This window comes from Streptomyces telluris (genome assembly GCF_024519335.1).
Taxonomy (GTDB): domain Bacteria; phylum Actinomycetota; class Actinomycetes; order Streptomycetales; family Streptomycetaceae; genus Streptomyces; species Streptomyces telluris.
Window position 1 is genome coordinate 13,330 of record NZ_JANIID010000011.1, and the last position, 24,469, is coordinate 37,798.

A 24,469-nucleotide genomic window follows, 5' to 3' on the forward strand; every position below is an offset into this window, starting at 1 on the left:
TCTGCCCGCTGGAAGCCCGAGCACCGCTGGAGTTCACGTGAACGCACTGCCGGCCTCGCCGAGGACCGTTCCGGAGCTGTTCGAGGCGACCGTCGCGGCCGCCCCCGGGGCGCCCGCCGCCACCGACGGCACGACCACCTGGTCGTACGGGCGGCTCAACGCGCGGTCCAACCAGGTCGCCCGGGGCCTCATCGAGCGCGGGCTCGGGCCGGAGCGGCTGGTGGGCGTCGCCGTGCCCCGGAGCCTGGAACAGGTCGCCGTCCTGCTGGGCGTCCTCAAGGCCGGTGCCGCGTACCTGCCCCTGGACCCCGCGCTGCCGGCCGAACGCATCACCTACCTGCTCTCGGACGCCGCACCTGACCTGGTGCTGGCCGCCGACGCCGTCCCGGGCTTCACCGGGCCCGTCCTGGACCCGGCCGCGTTCGGCGCCGGCCTGCCGGACCGCGACCCCGCCGACGGCGACCGGACCGCGCCCCTCGACCCCGGCCACCTCGCCTACGTGATCTACACGTCGGGCTCCACCGGCACCCCGAAGGGCGTCGCGGTCGCCCACAGCAGCACGGTGAACCTGGCGGCGGCCGTCCGCCGGGAGTACGGCCCCGCCACCCGGCCCCGGGTCCTCCAGCTCGCCTCCCTGGGCTTCGACGTCGCCATCTGGGAGCTGCTGACCGCCATTGCCACAGGCGGCACCCTCGTGCTCCCCGGCGCCGGCCAACTGGCCGGGGACGACCTGCTGCGGGTCCTGCGCGAGCAGCGCGTCACCCACGCCACCGTCCCGGTATCGGTGCTCGCCACCCTGCCGGCCGGTGCCGAGGTGCGGCTGCCCGACCTCACCACGGTGCACATCGGCGGCGAGGTCTCCTCGCCCGACCTGGTCACCCGCTGGTCGGCGGGACGCCGCCTCGTCAACGGCTACGGCACCACCGAATCCACCGTGGCCGCCACCCTCAGCGCGCCGCTGACCGGACCGTCCGCACCCGTCGGCACCCCCATCGCCAACACCCGCGTCCACCTGCTCGACGACCGCCTGACCCCCGTCCCCGCCGGCACCCCCGGCGAGCTGTACATCGCCGGCGCCAACCTGGCCCGCGGCTACCTGGGGCGCCCCGCGCTCACCGGGGCCCGTTTCGTCGCCGACCCCTACGGCCCGCCCGGCTCCCGGATGTACCGCACCGGAGACGTCGCCCGGCTGGGCGAGGACGGCCAGCTCGAATTCCTGCACCGCGTCGACGACCAGGTCAAGATCCGGGGTGCCCGGGGCGAACCCGGCGAGCTCGCCGAGGTGCTCCACCGGCGGCCCGACCTCGCCCGGGCCGCGGTCGCCGTACGGACCGACCCCCGGGGCGAACGCCGGCTCGTGGCGTACGTGGTCCCGGCCGCGGGCGCCACGGTCGACGCGCCGGCGCTGCTGGCCCAGTTGCGCACCAGCCTCCCCGGCTACCTCGTACCGGCCCTCGTCGTCCAGCTCGGCAGCATGCCCCTGACCCCGAACGGCAAGATCGACTACGAGGCCCTGCCCGAACCCGGCTTCCTCCCCACCGGACCGGAGCGCGCCGCCCGTACGCCCCTGGAGGACGTCCTCCGCACCCTGTTCGCCGAAGTCCTGGAAGTGCCCCAGGTCGGCTTCGAGGACAACTTCTTCGACATCGGCGGCCACTCCCTGCTGGCCACTCGCCTGACCGGCCGGATCCGCGCGGCCCTGGGCATCGACGTCGACCTCGGCACCTTCTTCGGCGCCGCGACACCGGCACTGCTCGCCGCCCGGCTGGACCGCTCCGCCACCGGCGCCTCCCGCCCGGAGCTGACCCCGGCACCCCGGCCCGCCCGGGTGCCGCTGTCGTTCGCCCAGCAGCGCCTGTGGTTCGTCCACAAGCTCGAAGGTCCCTCGGCGACGTACAACATGGCCTTCGCCCTGCGGATGAAGGGCCCGCTCGACACCACCGCGCTGGTGCACGCCGTGAACGACGTGGTCCACCGCCACGAACCGCTGCGGACCGTCTTCCCCGAACACGACGGACAGCCCTACCAGCACGTCCTCGAACCGGCCGAGGCCCGCATCGACGTCCCCGTTCACGCGGTGGAGCCGGCGGAGCTGGACGACGCCCTCCGCGAGCCGGCCGCCCGGGAGTTCGACCTGGCGCATGACGTCCCCGTCCGCGCCCGGCTGCTCACCCTCGCACCCGACGACGCGGCACTGATGATCGTCATCCACCACATCGCCGGCGACGGATGGTCGGGCGCGCCGCTCGCCCGCGACCTGGTCACGGCCTACTCCGCGCGCCGCCTGGGCACTGCACCGCAGTGGCCGCCGCTACCGGTGCAGTACACCGACTTCGCTTTGTGGCAGCGCAAGTTCCTCGGCACCGAGGACGACCCCGACAGCCCCCTCACGAACCAGCTCGCCTACTGGCGCCGCCGGCTCGACGGCCTGCCCGACCTGGCCACGGTCCCCGGCGACCGCCCCCGGCCCGCCGTGGCGACCTACCGCGGCGACGTCGTCGACATCCACCTGGACGCCGACCTGCACACCGGCATCCTCGCCCTGGCCCGCCGCAGCGGCGCGACCGCCTACATGGTGCTGCAGTCGGCCCTCGCCGCGCTCCTCACCCGCCTCGGCGCCGGCACCGACATCCCCATCGGCGCGGGCGTGGCCGGCCGGAGCGAACCGGAGCTCGACGAACTGGTCGGGCTCTTCGTGAACATGCTGGTGCTGCGCACCGACACCTCCGGCAACCCCCGCTTCTCGGAACTGCTGCGCCGCGTCCGGGAGACCAACCTGGACGGCTACGGACGGCAGGACGTCCCCTTCGAGCACGTCGTCGAGACGCTCAACCCGCAGCGCTCGGCGGGCCACCAGTCTCTGTTCCAGGTCGCGCTCGTCCTCCAGAACAACGCCGACGCCCGCTTCGACCTGCCCGGGCTCGCGGTCCGCTCCGAGGTGGTGCCCACCGGCACCGCCCGCTTCGACCTGTCGTTCAGCGTCACCGAACGGACCGGGCCCGACGGACGCCCCGCGGGCATCACCGGCACCGTCGAGTACGCCACCGACCTCTACGACGCGGCCACCGTACGATCCGTCGTCGCCCGCTGGACGCAACTGCTGCGCCAGGCGATCGAGGACCCCGAACGGCCCGTCGCCGACCTGGAGATCACCACCGCCGCGGACCGGGAGACCCTCGTCGGCTGGGGCCGGTACGAGCAGGACGCCCCGGCCACGACCTTCGCCCGGATCTTCGAGGAACGGGCGGCCGCCGCCCCGGAGGCGGTCGCGGTCACCGACGAACGGGGCAGCCGGACCTACGCCGAGGTCAACCGCAGGGCCAACCGCGTGGCCCACTGGCTCATCGGTGAAGGCATCGGCCCCGAGGACCTGGTGGGCGTCGTGCTGCCCCGCTCGGCCGACCAGGTCGCAACCGTCCTGGGCGTCCTCAAGGCGGGCGCCGCCTACGTCCCCATCGACCCCGTCTTCCCCGCCCGGCGCATCCGGCACGTCGTCGAGGACTCCGCGCCCCGGATCGTGTTCGCGGCCCCCGAAACGGTCGACGCGCTCCCCGGCGCCTTGGCGTCCCGCGTCGTCGTCCTCGGCTCGGCGGACGACCCGACGACTCACGAGCACGGCACCGACGCCGCCGAGGCCGACCCGGCCGACGCGGGCCTGACAGGTGTCGACCTGACCGATGTCGACCCGACCGACGCGCACCGGACACGCCCGCTCGCCGTGGACCACCCGGCCTACGTGATCTACACGTCCGGGTCGACGGGCGTGCCCAAGGGCGTGGTGGTGACGCACCGCGGCCTGGCGGGCCTCGCGGCGACGCTGCAGGAGCGCTGCCCGGCGGACCCCGGCAGCAGGATCCTCCAACTGTCCTCGCCCAGCGTGGACGCGTCCGTTCTGGAAACCGTCTGGGCCTTCGGCGCGGGCGGACGGCTCGTCATCGCCGACCAGCACCGGCTGGCCGGGGACGAACTCGCCGCCGCGCTCGCCGGGCACCGCATCACCCACGCCCACATCCCGCCGTCCGCGCTGAGCACCCTGACCCCGGAGACGGCCGGACGCCTGCCCGACTTCCACACCCTGAGCGTCGGCGCCGAGGCGTGCTCGCCCGAGCTGGTGGCGCTGTGGCTGCCGGGGCGGCGGATGGTCAACGCGTACGGGCCCACGGAGTGCACCGTCGTCGCCTCGCACACCTCCGACCTGACCGGCCCCCGGGCACCGATCGGCCGCCCCGTGGTGAACACACGGCTGTACGTGCTGGACGAGGCGCTGCGACTGGTTCCGGCAGGGGTGCCGGGCGAGTTGTACGTGGGCGGCACGGGAGTGGCCCGAGGGTATCTGGGGCTGCCGGGGCTCACGGCGTCGCGCTTCCCGGCCGACCCCTTCGGCGAGCCCGGCGCGCGGATGTACCGGACCGGCGACGTCGTGCGGTGGAACGCCGAGGGCGAACTGGAGTACCTGGGCCGGTCCGACGAGCAGGTCAAGATCCGTGGGTTCCGCGTGGAGCCCGGCGAGGTACGGCGCGTGCTGGAAGCCCAGCCGGAGGTACGGGAAGCGGCGGTGGTCGTCCGCCGCGGCGACGAGACGGCGGCGTCGTTGGCGGCCTACGTGGTCCTGGCCGGCGGCACGGAGGTGGCCGCCGAGGTCCAGATGGGCGAATGGCAGGACATCTATCACTCGGTGTACAGCGAGCTGGGTGTCCCGGGCGAGGATTTCATCGGCTGGAACAGCTCGTTCACCGGCGATCCCCTGCCCGTGGACGAGATGCGGGAATGGCGGGACGCGGCCGTGCGGCAGATCCTGCGCTTCGCTCCCCGCCGCGTCCTGGAGATCGGTTCCGGTTCCGGGCTGCTGGCGGTGCCGCTGGCCGAGACGGTCGACGAGTACTGGGGCACCGACTTCTCGGCGACCGCGATCGACCGGTTGCGCCATTACGCGGCCGGGCGGGAGTGGGACCACGTGCGGCTGAGCTGCCGGCCCGCGCACGACCTGTCCGGGCTGCCCGTGCATCACTTCGACACCGTCGTGATCAACTCGGTGATGCAGTACTTCCCGTCCGTGGACTACCTGCGGGACGTCCTGGCGGGGGTGTGGGACGTGGTCGCCGACGGCGGCCGGGTGGTGCTCGGGGACGTGCGCCACCACGGGCTGCTGCGGATGCAGCACGCCGCCGTGCAGCAGCACCGGGACCCCGGCATGGGCGCCGACGCCATGCGGTCCGCGGTGGAACAAGCGGTGGTCACGGAGAAGGAGCTGCTCCTGGCCCCCGGGTTCTTCACCGCCTTCGCCGACGCCTGCGGCGCGTCGGGCGTGGAAGTGCGGCTCAAGGAAGGCACGGCGCACAACGAGCTGACCGGGTACCGGTACGAGGTGGTCCTGCACAAGGGACCGGCGCGATCGGTCGCGGACGCCCCGGTGGTGGTGTGGGGCCGTGACGTGAGCAGTCTGGACGACCTTGAGCGTGTGGTGGGCGCCGACGACATGACCGGATCACCGGTCCGGGTCGTCGACGTTCCCAACGCCCGCCTGGCCGGCGGCGTGGCCGTGCTGCGTGGCCTTGACGGCGAACTGGACGACGCCGACGCCGACGCGGATGCCGACGCGGACGCGGTGTGCGTGGATCCGCAGGCGGTGCGGTCCTGGGCGCAGCGGGCGGGGCGTCGTGCCGTGCTGACCTGGTCGCCGCGTCGAGGCGGCTGGTTCGAGTTCGTCGTGCTGCCCGGTACGGATGACTTCGCGCCGTTGACGGGCGTCTACCGGGACGGCGACGGCCGGCCGCTTCCGGCGACGTCGAACGTGCCGGCCGTGGCCCGGGCGGCGGGTGAGCTGGTGTCGGGCCTGCGGACGACCCTCAACGAACTGCTGCCGGACTACATGGTCCCGGCGACCATCACGGCCGTCGAGCGGATGCCGGTGACCCCGAACGGCAAACTCGACCGCCGGGCGCTGCCGGAGCCCGAAGTCCTCCCGGCGGGCGGTCGCGATCCCCGGACGCCGCAGGAGGAGATCCTGTGCGCGCTCTACGCGGAGATCCTTGGGATGTCGCGGGTGGGCGTGGAGGACGGCTTCTTCGACCTCGGCGGGCACTCGCTCCTCGCGACGCGGCTGATCAGCCGCATCCGTACGGTCCTCGACGTCGAAGTGCCGCTGCGGGCCGTCTTCGCAGCCCCGTCGGTCGCCGAACTGGCCGTGTGGATCGAGCAGGCCAGGGCGGACGACACCGTCCGGCCCCCCGTCACGGCCGTGGCCCGCCCGGAGTCCGTCCCGTTGTCGTTCGCCCAGCAGCGGTTGTGGTTCCTGCACCGGCTTGAGGGCCCGTCGGCGACGTACAACTCGCCGTTGGCGCTGCGGCTGTCGGGCCGGTTGGACGTGGCGGCGCTGGGGGCTGCGCTCACCGATGTGGCGGGTCGGCACGAGGCGCTGCGGACGGTGATCGGCGAGCGGGACGGCGTGCCGTTCCAGCAGGTGCTCGACGGGGTCCGGGTCGAGCTCGTGGCGCGTGAGGCGGCCGAGGACGAGGTCGCCGGGCTGGTGCAGGCGGCCGCGCGCCATCGGTTCGACCTTGCCCGCGAGGTTCCGTTGCGGGCGGAGTTGTTCGCTCTGGGGTCGGATGAGTGGGTGCTGGTGCTGGTCCTGCACCACATCGCCGCCGACGGGTGGTCGTTGCGGCCGTTGGCCCAGGACATCGCGACGGCCTATGGCGACCGGTGCCGCGGGCAGGTGCCGTCGTGGTCGGCGTTGCCGGTGCAGTATGCCGATTACACGCTTTGGCAGCGGCGGCTGCTGGACGAGGGCGGGTTGCTGGGCCGGCAGCTGGAGTACTGGACGCGGCAGCTGGACGGCCTGCCCGAGCAGGTGACGTTGCCGACGGACCGGCCCCGTCCGGCGGTGGCGAGCTATGCCGGTGACGTGGCGATGTTCACGGTGGACCCGGAGCTGCACCGCGGTCTGCTGGAGCTGGCTCGTTCCTCGGGCGCGACGCTGTTCATGGTGTTGCAGGCCGGTCTGGCGGCGTTGCTGGCGCGGTCGGGCGCGGGGACGGACGTTCCGGTGGGAACGCCCGTGGCCGGTCGCACCGATGAGGCCCTGGATGACCTGGTCGGGTTCTTCGTCAACACGCTGGTGCTGCGTACGGACGTGTCGGGTGACCCGTCGTTCGCCGAGCTGCTGGGGCGGGTCCGCGAGACCTGCCTGGCCGCGTACTCGCATCAGGACGTGCCCTTCGAGTTCCTGGTCGAGAAGCTCAACCCGCAGCGTTCGGCCGCTCACCAGCCCCTCTTCCAGATCCTGCTGGTGGTCCAGAACAACGCCGACGCGAGCTTCGAGCTGCCGGGCGTACGGGTGCGCACCGAGGAGCCGTCCACCGGTGTCGCCCGCCTCGACCTGACGATCAACGTCACCGAGACGTTCGAGGCCGACGGCACACCGGGCGGGATCCGGGGAGCGATCGAGTACGCCACTGATCTCTACGACGCCGGCACGGTCGGGTCGTTCGTGTCCCGCTGGCTGCGGCTGCTGAGCTCGGTCACGTCGGCACCGGGACAGCGCCTCCACGAGGTCGCATTCCTGTCGGACGACGAGCGCGCACACGTCACGGCGCTGTCCGGGGCCGACGCGGCGACCGTTCCCGAGCGCACGTTGTCGGCACTGTTCGAGGAACGTGTCGCGGTGTCGCCGGATGCGGTGGCGGTGGTGGACGACGGGGTGACCTGGTCGTATGCGGAGCTGAACGCGCGGGCGAACGCCGTGGCCTGGTCGTTGCTGGACTGGGGCGTGGGCGCCGAGGACGTGGTGGGGGTGCTCCTGCCGCGTGGGGCGTGGCAGGTCGCGGCGGTGCTGGGGGCGGCGAAGGCAGGGGCGGCTTTCCTGCCGGTGGATCCCGGCTATCCGGCGGAGCGGGTGCAGTTCCTGCTGGCCGACGCGGCTCCGAAGGTGGTGCTGACGGACCCGGCGGGGGATGACGTGGTGTGCGGCGTCGAGACGGTCGTCGTCGTCGGCGACACCGGCGGCGGCACCGATGACGGCATCGCCGGCGTGGATCGCGACCCGGTGGACAGTGATCGTCGCGTGCCCTCGCGAGTGGAGAACGCGGCGTACGTGATCTACACGTCCGGCTCGACCGGGCGGCCGAAGGGGACCGTGGTCACGCATACGGGTCTGGCCGCGCTGGCGGCCGGGGTCGTGGAGCGCGCCGATATCGACGCCGGCAGCCGTGTCCTTCAGCTGACTTCGCCGAGCTTCGACGTGTCGATCGCCGAGGTTCTCGGCGCCTTCACGGCCGGAGCCACCCTCGTGATGCCGGGACCCGGCCGTTCGGCAGGCGCGGAACTGGCATCGCTGATCGCGGACTCCGGCGTGAGCCATGCCTTCGTCCCGCCGTCCGTGCTGGCGACGGTGCCGGTGGAGGGCGTGGCAGGCCTGCGGAGCGTGGTGGTCGGGGGCGAGGCGTGCTCGGCGGACCTGGTGCGGCGGTGGTCGGCAGGCCGTCGGATGACGAACCTCTACGGCCCGACGGAGACGACGGTGTCGGCGACGATCAGCCGCCCGCTGTCGGGGGAGTCGTACCCGATCGGCGCGCCGCTGGCAGGGACGCGGACGTACGTGCTGGACGAGTTCTTGCGGCCGGTGCCTCCGGGCGCGCGGGGTGAGCTGTACATCGCGGGCTCCGGAGTCGCACGAGGGTATCTGGGCCGGCCGGCTCTGACGGGCTCCCGGTTCGTGGCGGATCCGTTCGGCCCCGCCGGATCGCGGATGTACCGGACCGGTGACCTGGTCCGGTGGAACGCCGACGGCGAGCTGGAATACCTCGGGCGGTCGGACCAGCAGGTGAAGATCCGCGGCTTCCGGGTGGAGCCGGGCGAGGTGGAGGCCGCGCTGGAGCGACAGGACGGGGTCGCCCGGGCCGCCGTGCTGGCCAGGCCCGACCAGCAGGGCTTCCTGACGCTCTACGGGTACGTCCGTGCCGACGCGCAGACGGTCTCCGGCACTCGCTTGCGCGAGCAGCTGCGCCTTACGCTGCCCGACCACCTGGTACCGGCGGCCGTGATGGTGCTGGACGAGTTCCCGGTGAACCCGAACGGGAAGCTCGACCGGGCCGCCCTGCCGGACCCCGTCTTCGAAGCGATCGGCGGTGGCCGCTCCCCGCGTACGCCGCTGGAGGAGATCCTGTGCTCCCTCTTCGCCGACGTGCTGGGCGTGGGCCGGGTCGGTGCCGAGGACAGTTTCTTCGACCTCGGCGGCCACTCCCTCCTCGCGACCCGGCTGGGCGCGAAGATCCGGGCCGTACTGGACATGGACGTCCCGATGAGGACGATCTTCAACGCGCCCACAGCACGACTGCTCGCCGAGCATCTGGCAGGGGACACCCGGGCCGCGGCACCGGTGACGGCGGTGGTGGCGCGCCCGGAGCTGGTTCCGTTGTCGTTCGGGCAGCAGCGGTTGTGGTTCCTGCACAAGCTGGAAGGCCCGTCGGCGACGTACAACTCGCCTCTCGCGCTGCGCCTGTCCGGTGCACTGGACGTGCCGGCGCTGCGGGCGGCGCTCACCGATGTGGTGGGCCGGCACGAGGCGTTGCGGACGGTGTTCGGGGAGCGGGCCGGCGTGCCGTTCCAGCAGGTGCTCGACGCCGTCGAGGTCGGGCTCCCGGTCCGTGAGGCGGCCGAGGCCGAGGTCGCGGAGCTGATGGCGGAGGCCGCGCGTCACCCCTTCGATCTGTCCCACGAGATACCGCTGCGGGCCGAGCTCTTCGCCCTCGGGCCCGACGATTGGGTGCTGGTGCTGGTCCTGCACCACATCGCCGCCGACGGCTGGTCGCTCCAGATCCTCATGTCCGACCTCACGGCCGCGTACACCCGGCGGCGGGCGGGAGAGCAGCCCGCGTGGGCGCCGTTGCCGGTGCAGTACGTGGACTACACGCTCCGGCAGCGGGACCTGCTCGGCGACGACACCGACCCGGACAGCGCCTTCAGCCGACAAATGAAGTACTGGACCCGGCAGTTGAGCGACCTGCCCGACCAGGTCACCCTGCCCCCGGACCACCCGCGCCCCACGGTCGCGAGCTACCGCGGCGAGACGGTGGTCTTCGACATCGACCCCGACCTGCACGCGGCCCTCGTCCACCGGGGACGCGCCACCGGCACGACCCTCTTCATGATCCTCCAGGCCGGCCTCGCAGGCCTGCTGACGCGGCTCGGCGCGGGCACCGACATCGCCGTCGGATCACCCATCGCCGGGCGCGACGACGACGCCCTGGCCGACCTGGCCGGGCTGTTCGTGAACATGCTGGTGCTGCGCACCGACACCTCGGGCGACCCGACGCTGGACGACCTGCTCGACCGGGTCCGGGACGTGAGCCTGGACGCCTACGCCCACCAGCACCTCCCCTTCGAGCACTTGGTAGAGCGGCTCAACCCGCAGCGCTCCACCTCGCGTCACCCCCTGGTGCAGATCCTGCTCGGCCTGCAGAACACCGCCGAACAGGGCGTCGCGCTGCCGGGTCTTGTCACGCGCGCCGAGGACGTCGCCACGGGCGTCTCCCGGGTCGACCTCTCCGTCAACTTCGTCGAGGCCTCCACCCCGGACGGCGGTCCGGCGGGGCTGACGGGGGTCGTGGAGTTCGCGACCGACCTGTACGAGCGCTCGACGGTGGAGGCGTTCACCCGCCGCTGGGTGCGGGTGCTGCGGGCGATGGTTTCGGCGCCCGGGAGCAGGTTGGGCGAGGTGGATCTGCTCGGGTCCGACGAACGGGTGCGGTTGCTCGACGACTGGGGGCGTGCGGACGCTTCCGTCGAGGCGGTTACCTTCGGCCGGTTGTGGGAGCGGCAGGCCGCCGCCCGGCCGGACGCGGTGGCCGTGGTCGACGGCGCGCGGAGCTGGTCGTACGCGCAGCTGGACTCGGCCTCGGACCGGATCGCCCGGAGGCTGCGGGAGCAGGGCGTGGGCCCGGAGGACGTGGTCGCGGTGCTGCTGCCGCGGGGGGCGGTCCAGATCGCGGCCGTGCTCGGCGTGACGAAGACCGGCGCGGCGTTCCTCCCGGTGGACCCGTCCTATCCGCGGCGGCGTATCGACCACGTGCTCGCCGACGCCCGGCCCCGAGTAGTCGTCGCCGGCGAGCAAACAGCGCTACCAGAGGGTGAGTTCGACGTCCTCGTCATGCCGCAGGACATCGGCGCCGAGCCCCCTGGTGACACCGCCCCCGCCGCAGAGCAGAGGCTCCCGCTCGGCGTGGACCACCCGGCGTACGTGATCTACACATCGGGATCGACCGGAGAGCCCAAGGGCGTGGTGGTGACCCACCGCGGCCTGGCGAGCCTGGCGGCCACCCAGGCCCGGCGGCTCGGCGTCACGCAGCGGTCCCGGGTGCTGCAGTTCGCCGCCCTGGGCTTCGACGCCGCCGTGTGGGAGCTGGTGATGGCGTTCGGCGCGGGTGCCACGCTGGTCGTCCACGACGCCGAACGCCTGGCCGGCGCCGAGCTCGCGACGGTGCTCCGGGAGCAGCGGATCACCCATCTCACCGTACCGCCGACGGTCCTGGACACGGTGCCCGAGGACACCGAGGCGGCCCTGCCCGACCTCGCCACGCTGGTGGTGGCCGGTGAGGCGTGCCCGCCGGAGCTGACCGAGCGGTGGTCTCCCGGCCGACGGCTGATCAACGCCTACGGGCCGACCGAGACGACCGTCTGCGCGTCGCTGAGCGACCCCCTGCGTCCCGGCCCGGCGCCGATCGGCAGGCCCGTCCTGAACACCCGGGTGTACGTGCTGGACGAAGCGCTGCGGCCGGTGCCCACGGCGGCGCCGGGGGAGTTGTACGTCGCCGGCGCCGGACTGGCGCGCGGCTATCTCGGGCGGGCGGGGCTGACCGCGTCGCGGTTCGTCGCGGACCCCTTCGGCGGGCCGGGTGCACGCATGTACCGGACCGGTGACCTGGTGCGGTGGAACGCGGACGGTGAGCTGGAGTACCTCGGCCGTTCCGACGAGCAGGTGAAGATCCGGGGCTACCGGGTCGAACCGGCCGAGGTGGAGTCCGTGCTCCGCCGGCACCCCGACGTCGCCCAGGCCGTGGTCGTCGCCCGGCAGGACGACCGGGGGACGCGCCTGCTCGGGTACGCGGTCCCCGCCGTGGGACGGCACCTCGACGTGGACCAGTTGCGCGGCCACCTGATCGACCGGCTGCCGGAGTACATGGTGCCCGCGGCGGTGCTGGTCCTGGACTCCCTGCCGAGGACCCCGAACGACAAGGTCGACCGAGCGGCGCTGCCGGAGCCCGCGCACGACGTCGCGCCGGAGTCCGCGCCCCGGACACCGCTCCAGGAACTGCTCTGCGACCTCTTCGCCGAAGTCCTGGGCGTGCCGGAGGTGGGCATCGACGACAGTTTCTTCGACCTGGGCGGCCACTCCCTGCTCGCCACCCGGCTCGTCATACGGATCCGCCGCGTCTTCCGCTGCGACCTCGAACCCCGCGCGCTCTTCGGGGCGCCGACACCGGCGGGCCTGGCCGAGGTGCTCGCCGCAGGGGCCGATGCGACACAGACGCCGGTGACGGCGGTGGAGCGCCCGGAGCTGGTTCCGTTGTCGTTCGGGCAGCAGCGGTTGTGGTTCCTGCACAAGCTGGAAGGCCCGTCGGCGACGTACAACTCGCCTCTCGCGCTGCGCCTGTCCGGCCGGTTGGACGTGGCGGCGCTGGGGGCTGCGCTCACCGATGTGGTGGGGCGGCACGAAGCGCTGCGGACGGTGTTCGCCGAGCGCGCCGGCACCCCGTACCAGCGCATTCTCGACGGCGTCGAGGTCGCACTCACCGTGCGCGAGGCGGCCGAGGGCGACGTCGCGGAGCTGATGCAGGAGGCAGCGCGTTACCCGTTCGACCTTGCCCGCGAGGTTCCGTTGCGGGCGGAGTTGTTCGCTCTCGGATCGGATGAGTGGGTGCTGGTGCTGGTCCTGCACCACATCGCCGCCGACGGCTGGTCCCTGCGGCCACTGGCCCAGGACATCGCCACCGCCTACGGCCACCGCTGCCGCGGACAAGCACCGTCGTGGTCGCCGCTGCCCGTCCAGTATGCCGATTACACGCTCTGGCAGCGGCGGCTGCTCGACGAGAACGGGCTGCTGGACCGGCAGCTGGAGTACTGGACGCGGCAGCTGGACGGCCTGCCCGAGCAGGTGACGTTGCCGACGGACCGGCCCCGTCCGGCGGTGGCGAGCTACGCCGGTGACGTCACCATGTTCACCATGGACCCGGACCTGCACCGGGACCTGCTGGAGCTGGCCCGTACCTCGGGCGCGACACTGTTCATGGTGCTGCAGGCGGCCCTGGCCGCGCTGCTGTCCCGGTCCGGCGCCGGAGCCGACATCCCCGTGGGGACACCGATAGCAGGCCGTACCGATGAGGCGCTGGATGACCTGGTCGGGTTCTTCGTCAACACGCTGGTGCTGCGTACGGACGTCTCCGGAGACCCCTCGTTCGCCGAGCTGCTGGGGCGGGTCCGCGAGACCTGCCTGGCCGCGTACTCGCATCAGGACGTGCCCTTCGAGTTCCTGGTCGAGAAGCTCAACCCGCAGCGCTCGGCCGCCCATCAGCCCCTCTTCCAGATCCTGCTCGGGCTGCAGGAGAACCCCGACGCGGGCTTCGAACTGCCGGAGCTGCGTACGCGCCTGGAGGGGGTGAGCACCGGCCTGTCCCGGGTCGACCTGTTCATCAGCCTCGGCGAGCAGCGCGACGCCGACGGCCCGGCGGGCGTCACGGGCGCCGTCGAGTTCGCCGTCGACCTGTACGACCGGACCACGGTCGAGGCGTTCGTCGAGCGCTGGCTACGGCTCCTCCGCGCCGTCGTGCGGAACCCAAAGCAGCGGATCGGACAGGTGGAGCTGCTCAGCGCGGACGAGCGCGAGCAGGTTCTCGACCGCTGGTCGCGCGTGGCGCCGGAGCCGCCCTCCACGCTGTCGGCCCTGTTCGAGCACCGCGTGGCGGCATCGCCGGATGCGGTGGCGGTGACCGACGGAGAGTTGAGCTGGTCGTACGCGGAGCTGAACGCGCGGGCGAACACCGTCGCCTGGTCCTTGCTGGACCGGGGTGTGGGCGCGGAGGACGTGGTGGGGGTGCTCCTGCCGCGTGGGGCCCGGCAGATCGCCGCGGTCCTGGGAGTGGCCAAGGCCGGGGCGGCGTTCCTGCCGGTGGATCCCGGCTATCCGGCGGAGCGGGTGCAGTTCCTGCTCGCTGACGCGGCCCCGAAGGTGGTGCTGACCGATGAGGCGGGCCGGGATGCGGCCTCCGGCGTCGAAACGGTCGTCGTCGGCGGCGACACCGGCGGCGGCACCGATGACGGCATCGCCGGCGTGGATCGCGACCCGGTCGACGCCGATCGCCGCGTCCCGTCGCGGGTGGAGAACGCGGCGTACGTGATCTACACGTCCGGCTCGACCGGGCGGCCGAAGGGGACCGTGGTCACGCACGCGGGCCTGGCCGTCCTGGCGGCCGGAGCCGTGGAGCGCGCCGCCGTCGACGCCCGCAGCCGCGTCCTCCAACTGGCTTCACCGAGCTTCGACGCCTCCGTACTCGAGTTGATGATGGCCATCGGGGCCGGGGCGGCACTCGTCATCGTGAAGGAGACGCGTTCGGCGGGCGCGGAGCTGGCGTCGCTGATCGCGGGCGCCGGGGTGACGCACGCCTTCGTCCCGCCGTCGGTACTGGCGACGATGCCGCCGGAGGGCTTGGCGGGCCTGCGGAGCCTGGTGGTCGGCGGCGAGGCGTGCTCTGCGGACCTGGTGCGGCGGTGGTCGACGGGCCGGCGCATGACGAACCTGTACGGACCGACCGAGACGACGGTGGCAGCAACCATCAGCCGCCCGCTGTCGGGCGAGTCGTACCCGATCGGCGCGCCCCTGGCGGGGACGCGGACGTACGTCCTTGACGACCTCCTCCGGCCGGTGGCCCCGGGCGTGCGCGGCGAGCTGTACATCGCGGGCCCCGGACTCGCACGAGGGTATCTGGGCCGGCCGGGGCTGACCGGCTCCCGGTTCGTGGCGGACCCGTTCGCGGGATCCGGCGCCCGGATGTACCGCACGGGCGATGTGGTCCGGTGGAACGCGGACGGCGAGCTCGCATACCTGGGCCGGTCCGACGAGCAGGTGAAGATCCGTGGGTTCCGGGTGGAGCCGGGCGAGGTGGAGGCCGTACTGGAGCGGCAGGACGGCGTCGCCCGGGCGGCCGTGCTGGCCAGGCCCGACCAGCAGGGCTTCCTGACGCTCTACGCGTACGTCCTCGCCGATCCGCGGACGGTCTCCGGCGCACACCTGCGTGAGCAGCTGCGCCGTACGCTGCCCGATCACCTGGTGCCGGCAGCCGTAGCGGTCCTGGACGAGTTCCCGGTGACGCCCAACGGGAAGCTCGACCGGGCCGCCCTGCCGGAGCCCGGGTTCGACGCGGCCGACGGGAGTCGTTCCCCGCGTACGCCGCTGGAGGAGATCCTGTGCGCCCTCTTCGCCGACGTGCTGGGCGTGCCTCGGGCAGGTGTGGAGGACAGCTTCTTCGACCTCGGCGGCCACTCCCTCCTCGCGACCCGGCTGATCAGCAGGATCCGGGCCGCGCTCGGCGCCGAGGTGGCGCTGCGGACCCTCTTCGAGATGCCGACCCCGGCTGCTCTCGCCCGGTGCCTCGACGAGGGGCCCACCGGAGCACGAACCGCTCTGGACCGGATGCCGCGGCCGGACGTCCTGCCCCTGTCCTACGCCCAGCAGCGCCTGTGGTTCCTGCACAAGCTTGAGGGCCCCTCGCCCACCTACAACATGCCGTTGGTACTGCGGCTGACCGGCCCGGTGGACGTGGCGGCGCTGCGGGCGGCGCTCGCCGACGTGGTGGGCCGGCACGAGGCGTTGCGGACGGTGTTCGGGGAACGGGAGGGCGTGCCGTTCCAGCAGGTGCTCGACGACACCGAGGTCGGGCTGCCGGTGCGCCAGGCGGCCGAGGACGAGGTCGAAGGGCTGCTGCTGGAATCCGCGCGCTACCCCTTCGACCTCTCCCACGAGCTCCCGGTGCGGGCCGAGCTGTTCGCCCTCGGGCACGACGAGTGGGTGCTCGCGCTGGTCCTGCACCACATAGCCGCCGACGGCTGGTCCCTGCGCCCGCTGGCCCAGGACATCGCCGCCGCCTACCGCGACCGGTGCCGCGGGCAGGTCCCGGCATGGGCGCCGCTGCCCGTGCAGTACGCGGACTACACGCTCTGGCAGCGGGACCTGATCGGTGACGACACCGACCCGGACAGCGCCTTCAGTCGCCAGCTGAACTACTGGAAGGGCCAGTTGGCGGACCTGCCCGACCAGGTCACCCTGCCCCCCGACCACCCGCGCCCCGCCGTCGCCGGGTACGTCGGCGGCATCAGCACCTTCGCCGTCGACGCGGAACTGCACCACGACCTCATGGAGCTGGCCCGGTCGACCGGCTCGACGCTTTTCATGGTCCTGGAGGCGGCCCTGGCCGGCCTGCTCACCAGGCTCGGCGCGGGGACCGACGTGGTGCTCGGCGCCGGCGTGGCGGGCCGCACCGACGAGCGGCTGGACGACCTGGTCGGGTTCTTCGTCAACATGCTGGTGCTGCGCACCGACACCTCCGGCGACCCCACCTTCGCCGAACTGCTCTCCCGGGTGCGGGAGACCAGCCTGGCGGCGTACGCGAACCAGGACGTCCCGTTCGAGCAGGTGGTCGAGGCGCTCAACCCGCAGCGCTCCGCGGCCCACCAGTCGCTGTTCCAGGTGGCCCTGGTCCTCCAGAACAACGCCGAGGCCGACTTCGACCTCGCGGGCCTGCGGGTCCGGCAGGAGGGGCACGGCACCGGCACCTCCCGGTTCGACGTCTCGCTGAGCATCACCGAACGCACCGGCGCCGACGGCGGTCCGGCGGGGCTGACGGGGGTCGTGGAGTTCGCGACCGATCTGTACGAGCGCTCGACGGTGGAGGCGTTCACCCGCCGCTGGGTGCGGGTGTTGCGGGCGATGGTTTCGGCGCCCGGGAGCCGGTTGGGCGAGGTGGATCTGCTCGGGTCCGACGAACGGGTGCGGTTGCTCGACGACTGGGGGCGTAGGGAGGCGACGGACGCATCCGCCGAGGCGGTCACGCTCGGCCGGCTGTGGGAGCGGCAGGCCGCTGCCCGGCCGGACGCGGTGGCCGTGGTCGACGGGGCGCGGAGCTGGTCGTACGCGCAGCTGGACTCGGCCTCGGACCGGATCGCCCGGAGGCTGCGGGAGCAGGGCGTGGGCCCGGAGGACGTGGTCGGGGTGCTGCTGCCGCGGGGAGCGGTCCAGATCGCGGCCGTGCTCGGCGTGACGAAGACCGGCGCGGCGTTCCTCCCGGTGGACCCGTCCTATCCGCGGCGGCGCATCGACCACGTGCTCGCCGACGCCCGGCCCCGAGCGATCGTGGTCGACGAGCAGCGGGCCGCGACGGCGAGCGGGTTCGACACGGTCGAAGTGTCCGGCGACATCGGCGCGTGGTCTCCCGAGAACGTCCCGGCTCAGGACACCACGGCTCAGGACACCCCGGCCCAAGCCGGTCCGGCCGAGGACGTCCCGGCCGGTCACCCTGCGGCCACCGTGGACCACCCGGCGTACGTCATCTACACGTCGGGTTCGACGGGCGTGCCCAAGGGCGTGGTGGTGACCCACCGCGGTCTGACGGGCCTGGCGGCGACGCTGCGCGAGCGGTGCCCGGCGGACCCCGGCAGCCGGGTCCTCCAGCTGTCCTCGCCCGCCTTCGACGCGTCGGTCCTGGAGCTGGTGTGGGCCCTCGACGCCGGCGCCGCGCTGGTCGTCGCCTCGCCCGAGCGCCTGGTCGGAGCCGAGCTCGCCACGGCGCTCGCCGAGCACGCGGTGTCTCACGCGCTGATCCCGCCGTCGGTGCTGGCGACCCTGCCCCCTTCGGCGCCCACCGAGCTGACCGGTTTCCGGACGCTCGTCGTCGGCGCGGAGGCGTGCTCGCCCGAACTGGTCCGGGCATGGGCGCCGGGGCGGCGGATGGTCAACGCGTACGGGCCCACGGAGTGCACCGTCGTCGCCAGCCAGACCGGCCATCTGGACGAGCCGCACGTGACGATCGGCCGCCCTGCCGTGAACACCAGCCTGTACGTGCTGGACGAGGCGCTGCGGCTGGTTCCCGCGGGAGTGCCGGGCGAGTTGTACGTGAGCGGTGCGGGGGTCGCCCGAGGCTATCTGGGCCGGGCCGGACTGACGGCGTCACGTTTCGTCGCCGATCCCTTCGGCGGGCCGGGTGCGCGCATGTACCGGACCGGTGACCTGGCGCGGTGGAACGCGGACGGCGAGCTGGAATACCTCGGCCGTTCCGACGAGCAGGTGAAGATCCGCGGGTTCCGCGTGGAGCCCGGCGAGGTCCGGCGTGTGCTGGAAGCCCAAGCGGAGGTGAGCGAGGCGGCGGTGGTGGCTCGTGGTGACGGCGAGACGTCGTCACTGGCCGCCTACGTGGTCCTCGCCGGAGGTTCGGCCGAACCGGCCGACGCGGCAGAGGCGGCCGAGGCGCAGATCAGCGAGTGGCACGACGTGTACCACTCGGTGTACGGCGACCTGAGCGCGCCGGGCGAGGACTTCGTGGGCTGGAACAGCTCGTTCACCGGCGAGCCCCTCCCCGTGAGCGAGATGCGGGAGTGGCGCGACGCCGCCGTGGGCCAGGTCCTGCGGTTCGGACCCCGCCGGATCCTGGAGATCGGCGTGGGCTCCGGGCTGCTGGCCGTGCCCCTGGCCGAGACCGCCGACGAGTACTGGGGCACCGACTTCTCGGCGCTCGCGATCGACCGGCTGCGTCACTTCGTGACCGGGCGGGGCTGGGACCACGTACGGCTGAGCTGCCAACCGGCCCACGACGTCGCCGGGCTGCCCGCCGGGCACTTCGACACGGTCGTCATCAACTCGGTCGTGCAGTACTTCCCCTCCGCGGACTACCTCCGGGACGTCCTGACCAAGGTGTGGGACCTGGTGGCCGACGGCGGCCGCGTGGTCCTCGGCGACGTGCGCCACCACGGGCTGCTGCGCATGCTGCACGCCGCCGTGCACCACCACCGCGACCCCGGCACGCGGCGCTCCACGGTCGAGCAGGCGGTGGTCACGGAGAAGGAGCTGCTCCTGGCCCCCGAGTTCTTCACCGCCGTCGCCGACGCCTGCGGCGCGTCCGGCGCGGAGATACGGCTGAAGGACGGCGCGGCCCGCAACGAACTCACCGGCTACCGGTACGAAGTCGTCCTGCACAAGGGCAGCCCGGCCCGCTCGCTCGCGGATGCCCCGGTCCTGGTCTGGGGCCGCGACGTCACCGGCCTGGACGACCTTGAGCGAGCGGTGGGCGCCGACGGCACGGCCGGTTCGCCGGTCCGGGTCGTCGACGTGCCCAACGACCGCCTGGCCGGCGGCGTGACCGCGCTGGAGGCCCTCGACGGCCCGGACGCGGTGGACGCGGCGGATGCGGCGAATGCGGTGGGCGCGTCGGGCGCGTCGGGCGCGGACCGTGTGGATCCGCAGGCGGTGCGGTCCTGGGCGCGGCAGGCCGGCCACGGCGTCGCCATGACCTGGTCGCCGCGCCGCAGCGGCTGGTTCGAGTTCGTCGTGCTGCCCGGCGCCGACGACGCCGCCCCGCTGACGGACGTCTACCGGGGCCGGCCGGTCCCGGTGACGTCGAACGTGCCCGCGGTCGCCCGCTCGGCCGGTGCGCTGGTGTCCGGCCTGCGGGCGACGCTCAAGGAGCTGCTGCCCGACTACATGGTCCCGGCGACCATCACCGCCGTCGAGCGGATGCCGCTGACCCCGAACGGCAAGCTCGACCGCCGGGCACTGCCGGAGCCGGAGATCCGCTCGGCCGGCGGCCGTGATCCGCGCACCCCGCAGGAGGAGATGCTGTGCGCGCTCTTCGCCGAGATCCTCGGCGTCGCCCGGGTCGGGGTGGAGGACGGCTTCTTCGACCTCGGCGGGCATTCCCTGCTCGCCACCCGATTGATCAGCCGCATCCGTGCCGTGCTGGGCGTCGAGGTGCCGCTGCGGGTCGTCTTCGCGGCGCCGACGGTCGCCGAGCTGGCCGCGTGGGTCGAACACGCCCGGACCGAGGACACCACCTCCGTACGGCCCGCGGTGACGGCGGTGGCGCGCCCGGAGACCGTGCCGTTGTCGTTCGGGCAGCAGCGGTTGTGGTTCCTGCACAAGCTGCAAGGCCCGTCGGCGACGTACAACTCGCCTCTCGCGCTGCGCCTGTCGGGCCGGCTGGACGTGGCGGCGCTGGGGGCGGCGCTCACCGATGTGGTGGGGCGGCACGAAGCGCTGCGGACGGTGTTCGCCGAGCGCGTCGGCACCCCGTACCAGCGCATTCTCGACGGCGTCGAGGTCGCACTCACCGTGCGTGAGACGACGGAGGACGAGGTCGAGGGCCTGATGGGAGAGGCCGCACGCCATGCCTTCGACCTCGCCCGCGAGATTCCGTTGCGGGCGGAGTTGTTCGCTCTCGGATCCGATGAGTGGGTGCTGGTGCTGGTCCTGCACCACATCGCCGCCGACGGCTGGTCGTTGCGGCCACTGGCCCAGGACATCGCCTCCGCCTACGGCCACCGCTGCCGCGGACAGTCACCGTCGTGGTCGCCGCTGCCCGTTCAGTACGCGGACTACGCCCTCTGGCAGCGGCGGCTGCTCGACGAGGACGGCCTGCTGGACCGGCAGCTGGAGTACTGGACCGGGCAGTTGGCCGACCTGCCCGACGTGGTCACCCTGCCCACCGACCGTCCCCGTCCCGCGGTCGCCGGCCATCGCGGCGAGATGAGGTCCACGGACCTCGCCGCCGCACTCCACCGGGACCTGCTCGCCCTGGCCAAGGACGGCGGCTCGACGCTGTCCATGGTGTTCCAGGCGGCGTTCGGCGCGCTGCTCACCCGCCGGGGCGCGGGGACGGACATCCCGGTCGGCATGCCGATCGCCGGACGCACCGACGCCGCACTCGACGACCTGGTCGGGTTCTTCGTCAACACCCTGGTGCTGCGGATCGACACCTCCGGCCGCCCGAGCTTCACGGAGCTGCTCGCACGCGTGAGGGAGGTCAGCCTCGCGGCCTACTCCCACCAGGACGTCCCGTTCGACCACCTGGTGGAGAAGCTCAACCCGCAGCGCTCCACCGCCCACCACCCCCTGTACCAGGTGCACCTGGCGGTGCAGAACAACCCCGACGCCGGTCTCGCGCTGCCGGGCGTGACCGCGCGGCCGTACCCCGGCCTGGTGGCGTCCGGGGTGTCCCGGGTCGACCTCACGGTCAGCGTCACCGAGACCTACGACGGGACCGGCGGCGCCGGCGGCATCAACATCGCGGCGGAGTACGCCACCGACCTCTACGACGCGGACACCATCGACAGCCTGCTCGACGAGCTGGCGCGCCTCCTACACGAGATCGTCGTCAGTCCCGATGAGCCGATCGGAGGCACAGACGTGAAACCCGCAGGAAACCCCGTACGGCCCCGCTCCCGCTCCCTCCCGGAGCCGGACCTCCCGGAGCCCGCCCCCGGCACGCTGCCCGAGCTGCTGAACACCTGGTTCGCCGCCGCCCCGTCCGCCGCCGCGGTCGGCGACGGCACCACCCGGTGGACGTACGCCGAGCTGGACGCCGAGACGAACCGCATGGCGCGGTCGCTCGTCGGGCGCGGTGCCGGCCCGGAGGACGTCGTCGCCGTGCTGCTGCCGCGCAGCGCCCGGCAGGTCGCGAGCGTCGTCGCCGTCGCCAAGTGCGGTGCGGCGTACCTGCCGATCGACCCGGCCTCTCCGGACGAGCGGGTCAAGCGCCTGATCGGCGGCTCCGCGCCGCTCCTGGTGATCACCGACGCCGACGGCGCCGCGCGGGTGGGATCCGGCGTGGAGGTCGTCGACGTCGACGACCCGGACACCGTCGCGGCCTGGCGTCGGCTTCCGGACACCGGGCTGACGGACCGCGAGCACACGGCGGCGGTACGGCTGGAGCATCCCGCGTACGTCATCCACACGTCGGGATCCACCGGGGAACCGAAGGGCGCGGTCGTCACGCACGGCGGCCTGGCGGACTCCGTCGCGTTCTGGCGGGACCGGTGGCAGCTCGCCGAGGGCGACCGGGTGCTGCAACTGGCCTCGCCCGGCTTCGACATCTCCGTCTTCGACCTCCTCGTCGCCTTCGCCGCCGGGGCGGAGCTGGTCCTGCCCGACCCGGAGCTGACCTCCGGCGAACCGCTGGCCCGGGAGCTGGACGCGGCACGGATCACGCACTTCATGACCGTCCCCTCGGTCCTGGCGTCCATGCCGCCGGACGCGCCGTCCCGGCTGCCGGGGCTGCGCGGCGTCATCGTCGGGGGAGAGGAGTGCACCCCCGGCCTCGCGGAGCGGTGGTCACAGGGCGGCCGCCGGATGATGAACGTCTACGGGCAGACCGAGACCACCGTCGCCTGCACCATGACCGAGCCCCTGGGCACCGGACCGGTCACCATCGGACGGCCGAACCCGCAGGTCCGCGTCTACGTGCTCGACGAGCGGCTCAAGATGCTGCCGCCGGGCACCGACGGCGAGCTGTACGTCGCCGGTCCCGGCATCGGCCGCGGCTACCTGCACCGCCCGGACCTCACCGCGAGCCGCTTCGTCGCCGACCCCTACGGCCCGCCCGGCGAGCGCATGTACCGCACCGGGGACCTGGGCCGCTGGACCTACCAGGGCGAGCTGGAGTTCGCCGGCCGCTACGACGACCAGGTCAAGATCCGGGGCTTCCGGGTGGAACCGGGCGAGGTCGAGGCCGCGCTGACCGAACGGCCCGACGTGGCACGGGCGGTGGTGGTGGCCCGGGCGGACCGGCAGGGCGAGCCCGCACTCATCGGATATGTGGTGCCCGCCGGGGGCGAGGGCGCGTTCGACGTGGCGGCCGTACGGGAGGGCCTGCGCCGGACGCTGCCCGCGCACCTGGTGCCGGCGGCGATCGTGCCGGTGACGGACTTCCCGCTGTCGCCCAGCGGCAAGGTCGACCGGCGGGCGCTGCCGGAGCCGGAGCTCGCCGGAGCGGGCGGCCACGGGCCGCGCACCCCGCAGGAGGAGATCCTGTGCGCGCTCTTCGCCGAGGTCCTGGGGCTCCCTCAGGTCGGCGTGGACGACAACTTCTTCGACCTCGGCGGCCACTCGCTGCTCGCCAACAAGCTCATCGCCCGGATCACCGAAGTGCTGGGCGTGGAGGTGCCCATCCGGAATTTCTTCGGCGGCCCCACCGTCGCCCAGGTGGCCGAGCAGCTCGGCACGGGCGGCGGGCACGACGCCTTCGACATCCTGCTGCCGCTGCGGACGCAGGGAACCCTGCCGCCGCTCTTCTGCGTGCACCCGGGCGCGGCGATCTGCTGGGGCTACGCCGACCTGCTGCTGTACCTCAGCCCCGACTTCCCGGTGTACGGCCTGCAGTCGCCCGGCCTGAGCAGCCCGGACGGGCTGCCGGAGACCCTTGAGGAGGTCGCGGACGCCTGCATCGCGGAGATGCGGCGAGTGCAGCCGGAAGGCCCGTACTACCTGCTCGGGCAGTCCTTCGGCGGCGTCGTCGCCCAGGCGATGGCGGCCCGGCTGGAGCGCGCCGGCCAGCGGGTCGGCCTGATCGTGGCGCTGGACTCCGAACCGGCCAGGCCCCTCACCGAGCGGGAACAGCAGCAGGTGGTCGAGGCCACCGCCGTGGTGTACGCGGGCATCCTGGAGGTGCTGGGCGTCGACGTCTCCGCACTGCCCGGCCGCAAGCTCACGTTCGCACAGTTCTCCGAGCTGGCCCGGACCACGAGCACGGTGCTGGGCACCATCAAGGAGGACGAGTTCGGCCTGCTGATGGAGATCCTGCACCGCAACATCTCCCTCGCCGCCGAGTACCGGCCCGAGCGCGTCGACGCCGACATGCTGATCTTCGGGGCGGCGGAGGAACCCGAGCGCGTGCTCGACCCGGAGTCCTGGCGGGACATCGTCGCCGGGACGATCACCTACCACCCGATCCCGACCAGCCACAGCCGGATCACGACGCCGCCGTCGCTCGCCTTGATCGCCCCGATCCTCGAAGAGCACCTGCGGTCCGTCATCCCGGTCCCGGCCACCACCCCCGACCCGGCCACCACTCCTGAGGAGGAGAACTGATGGGCAACCCGTTCGACGACACCGAGGGCACCTTCACCGTCCTGGTCAACGACGAGGGCCAGTACTCGATGTGGCCGGCCGCCATCGACGTACCGGCGGGCTGGGACGTCGCCCACCCCTCCGACACGCACCAGGCGTGCCTGGAGTACATCGAGGAGCACTGGGCCGACATGCGGCCGCGCAGCCTCGTGGAGGCCATGCGGCACGAGCGGGCGTGACCCCCGGCCGTCCGGGCTGAGAACCGCATCCCGGCTGCTCACCGAGGCGCGCCGTGCCGACGGCACCGGGCCCGTGCGGCACCGGTGCGGTCGGCCTCCGATTCGTGAACCGACCCAGCCGAAGGAAGAATTG

Annotated in this window: 2 protein-coding genes; both read left to right on the forward strand. The window is 73.2% G+C overall.

The genetic code is table 11. The features are described 5' to 3' along the window. The first annotated feature begins 37 nt into the window (after positions 1-37). Entirely contained in the window at positions 38-24,118 is a 24,081-nt protein-coding gene (locus tag NQU55_RS14570; RefSeq protein ID WP_256790647.1) for a non-ribosomal peptide synthase/polyketide synthase, read from the forward strand. Next, the gene (locus NQU55_RS14575) at positions 24,118-24,336 is read left to right on the forward strand and encodes an MbtH family protein (protein WP_168094534.1); all 219 of its coding nucleotides are present in this window, start codon (positions 24,118-24,120) and stop codon (positions 24,334-24,336) included. The genes NQU55_RS14570 and NQU55_RS14575 overlap by 1 nt, the downstream gene beginning before the upstream one ends. Positions 24,337-24,469 lie beyond the last annotated feature (133 nt).

Excerpts from the sequence above, each read along its gene's own strand:
- NQU55_RS14575 (WP_168094534.1), top strand. The coding sequence starts at position 24,118 with ATGGGCAACCCGTTCGACGACACCGAGGGCACCTTCACCGTCCTGGTC.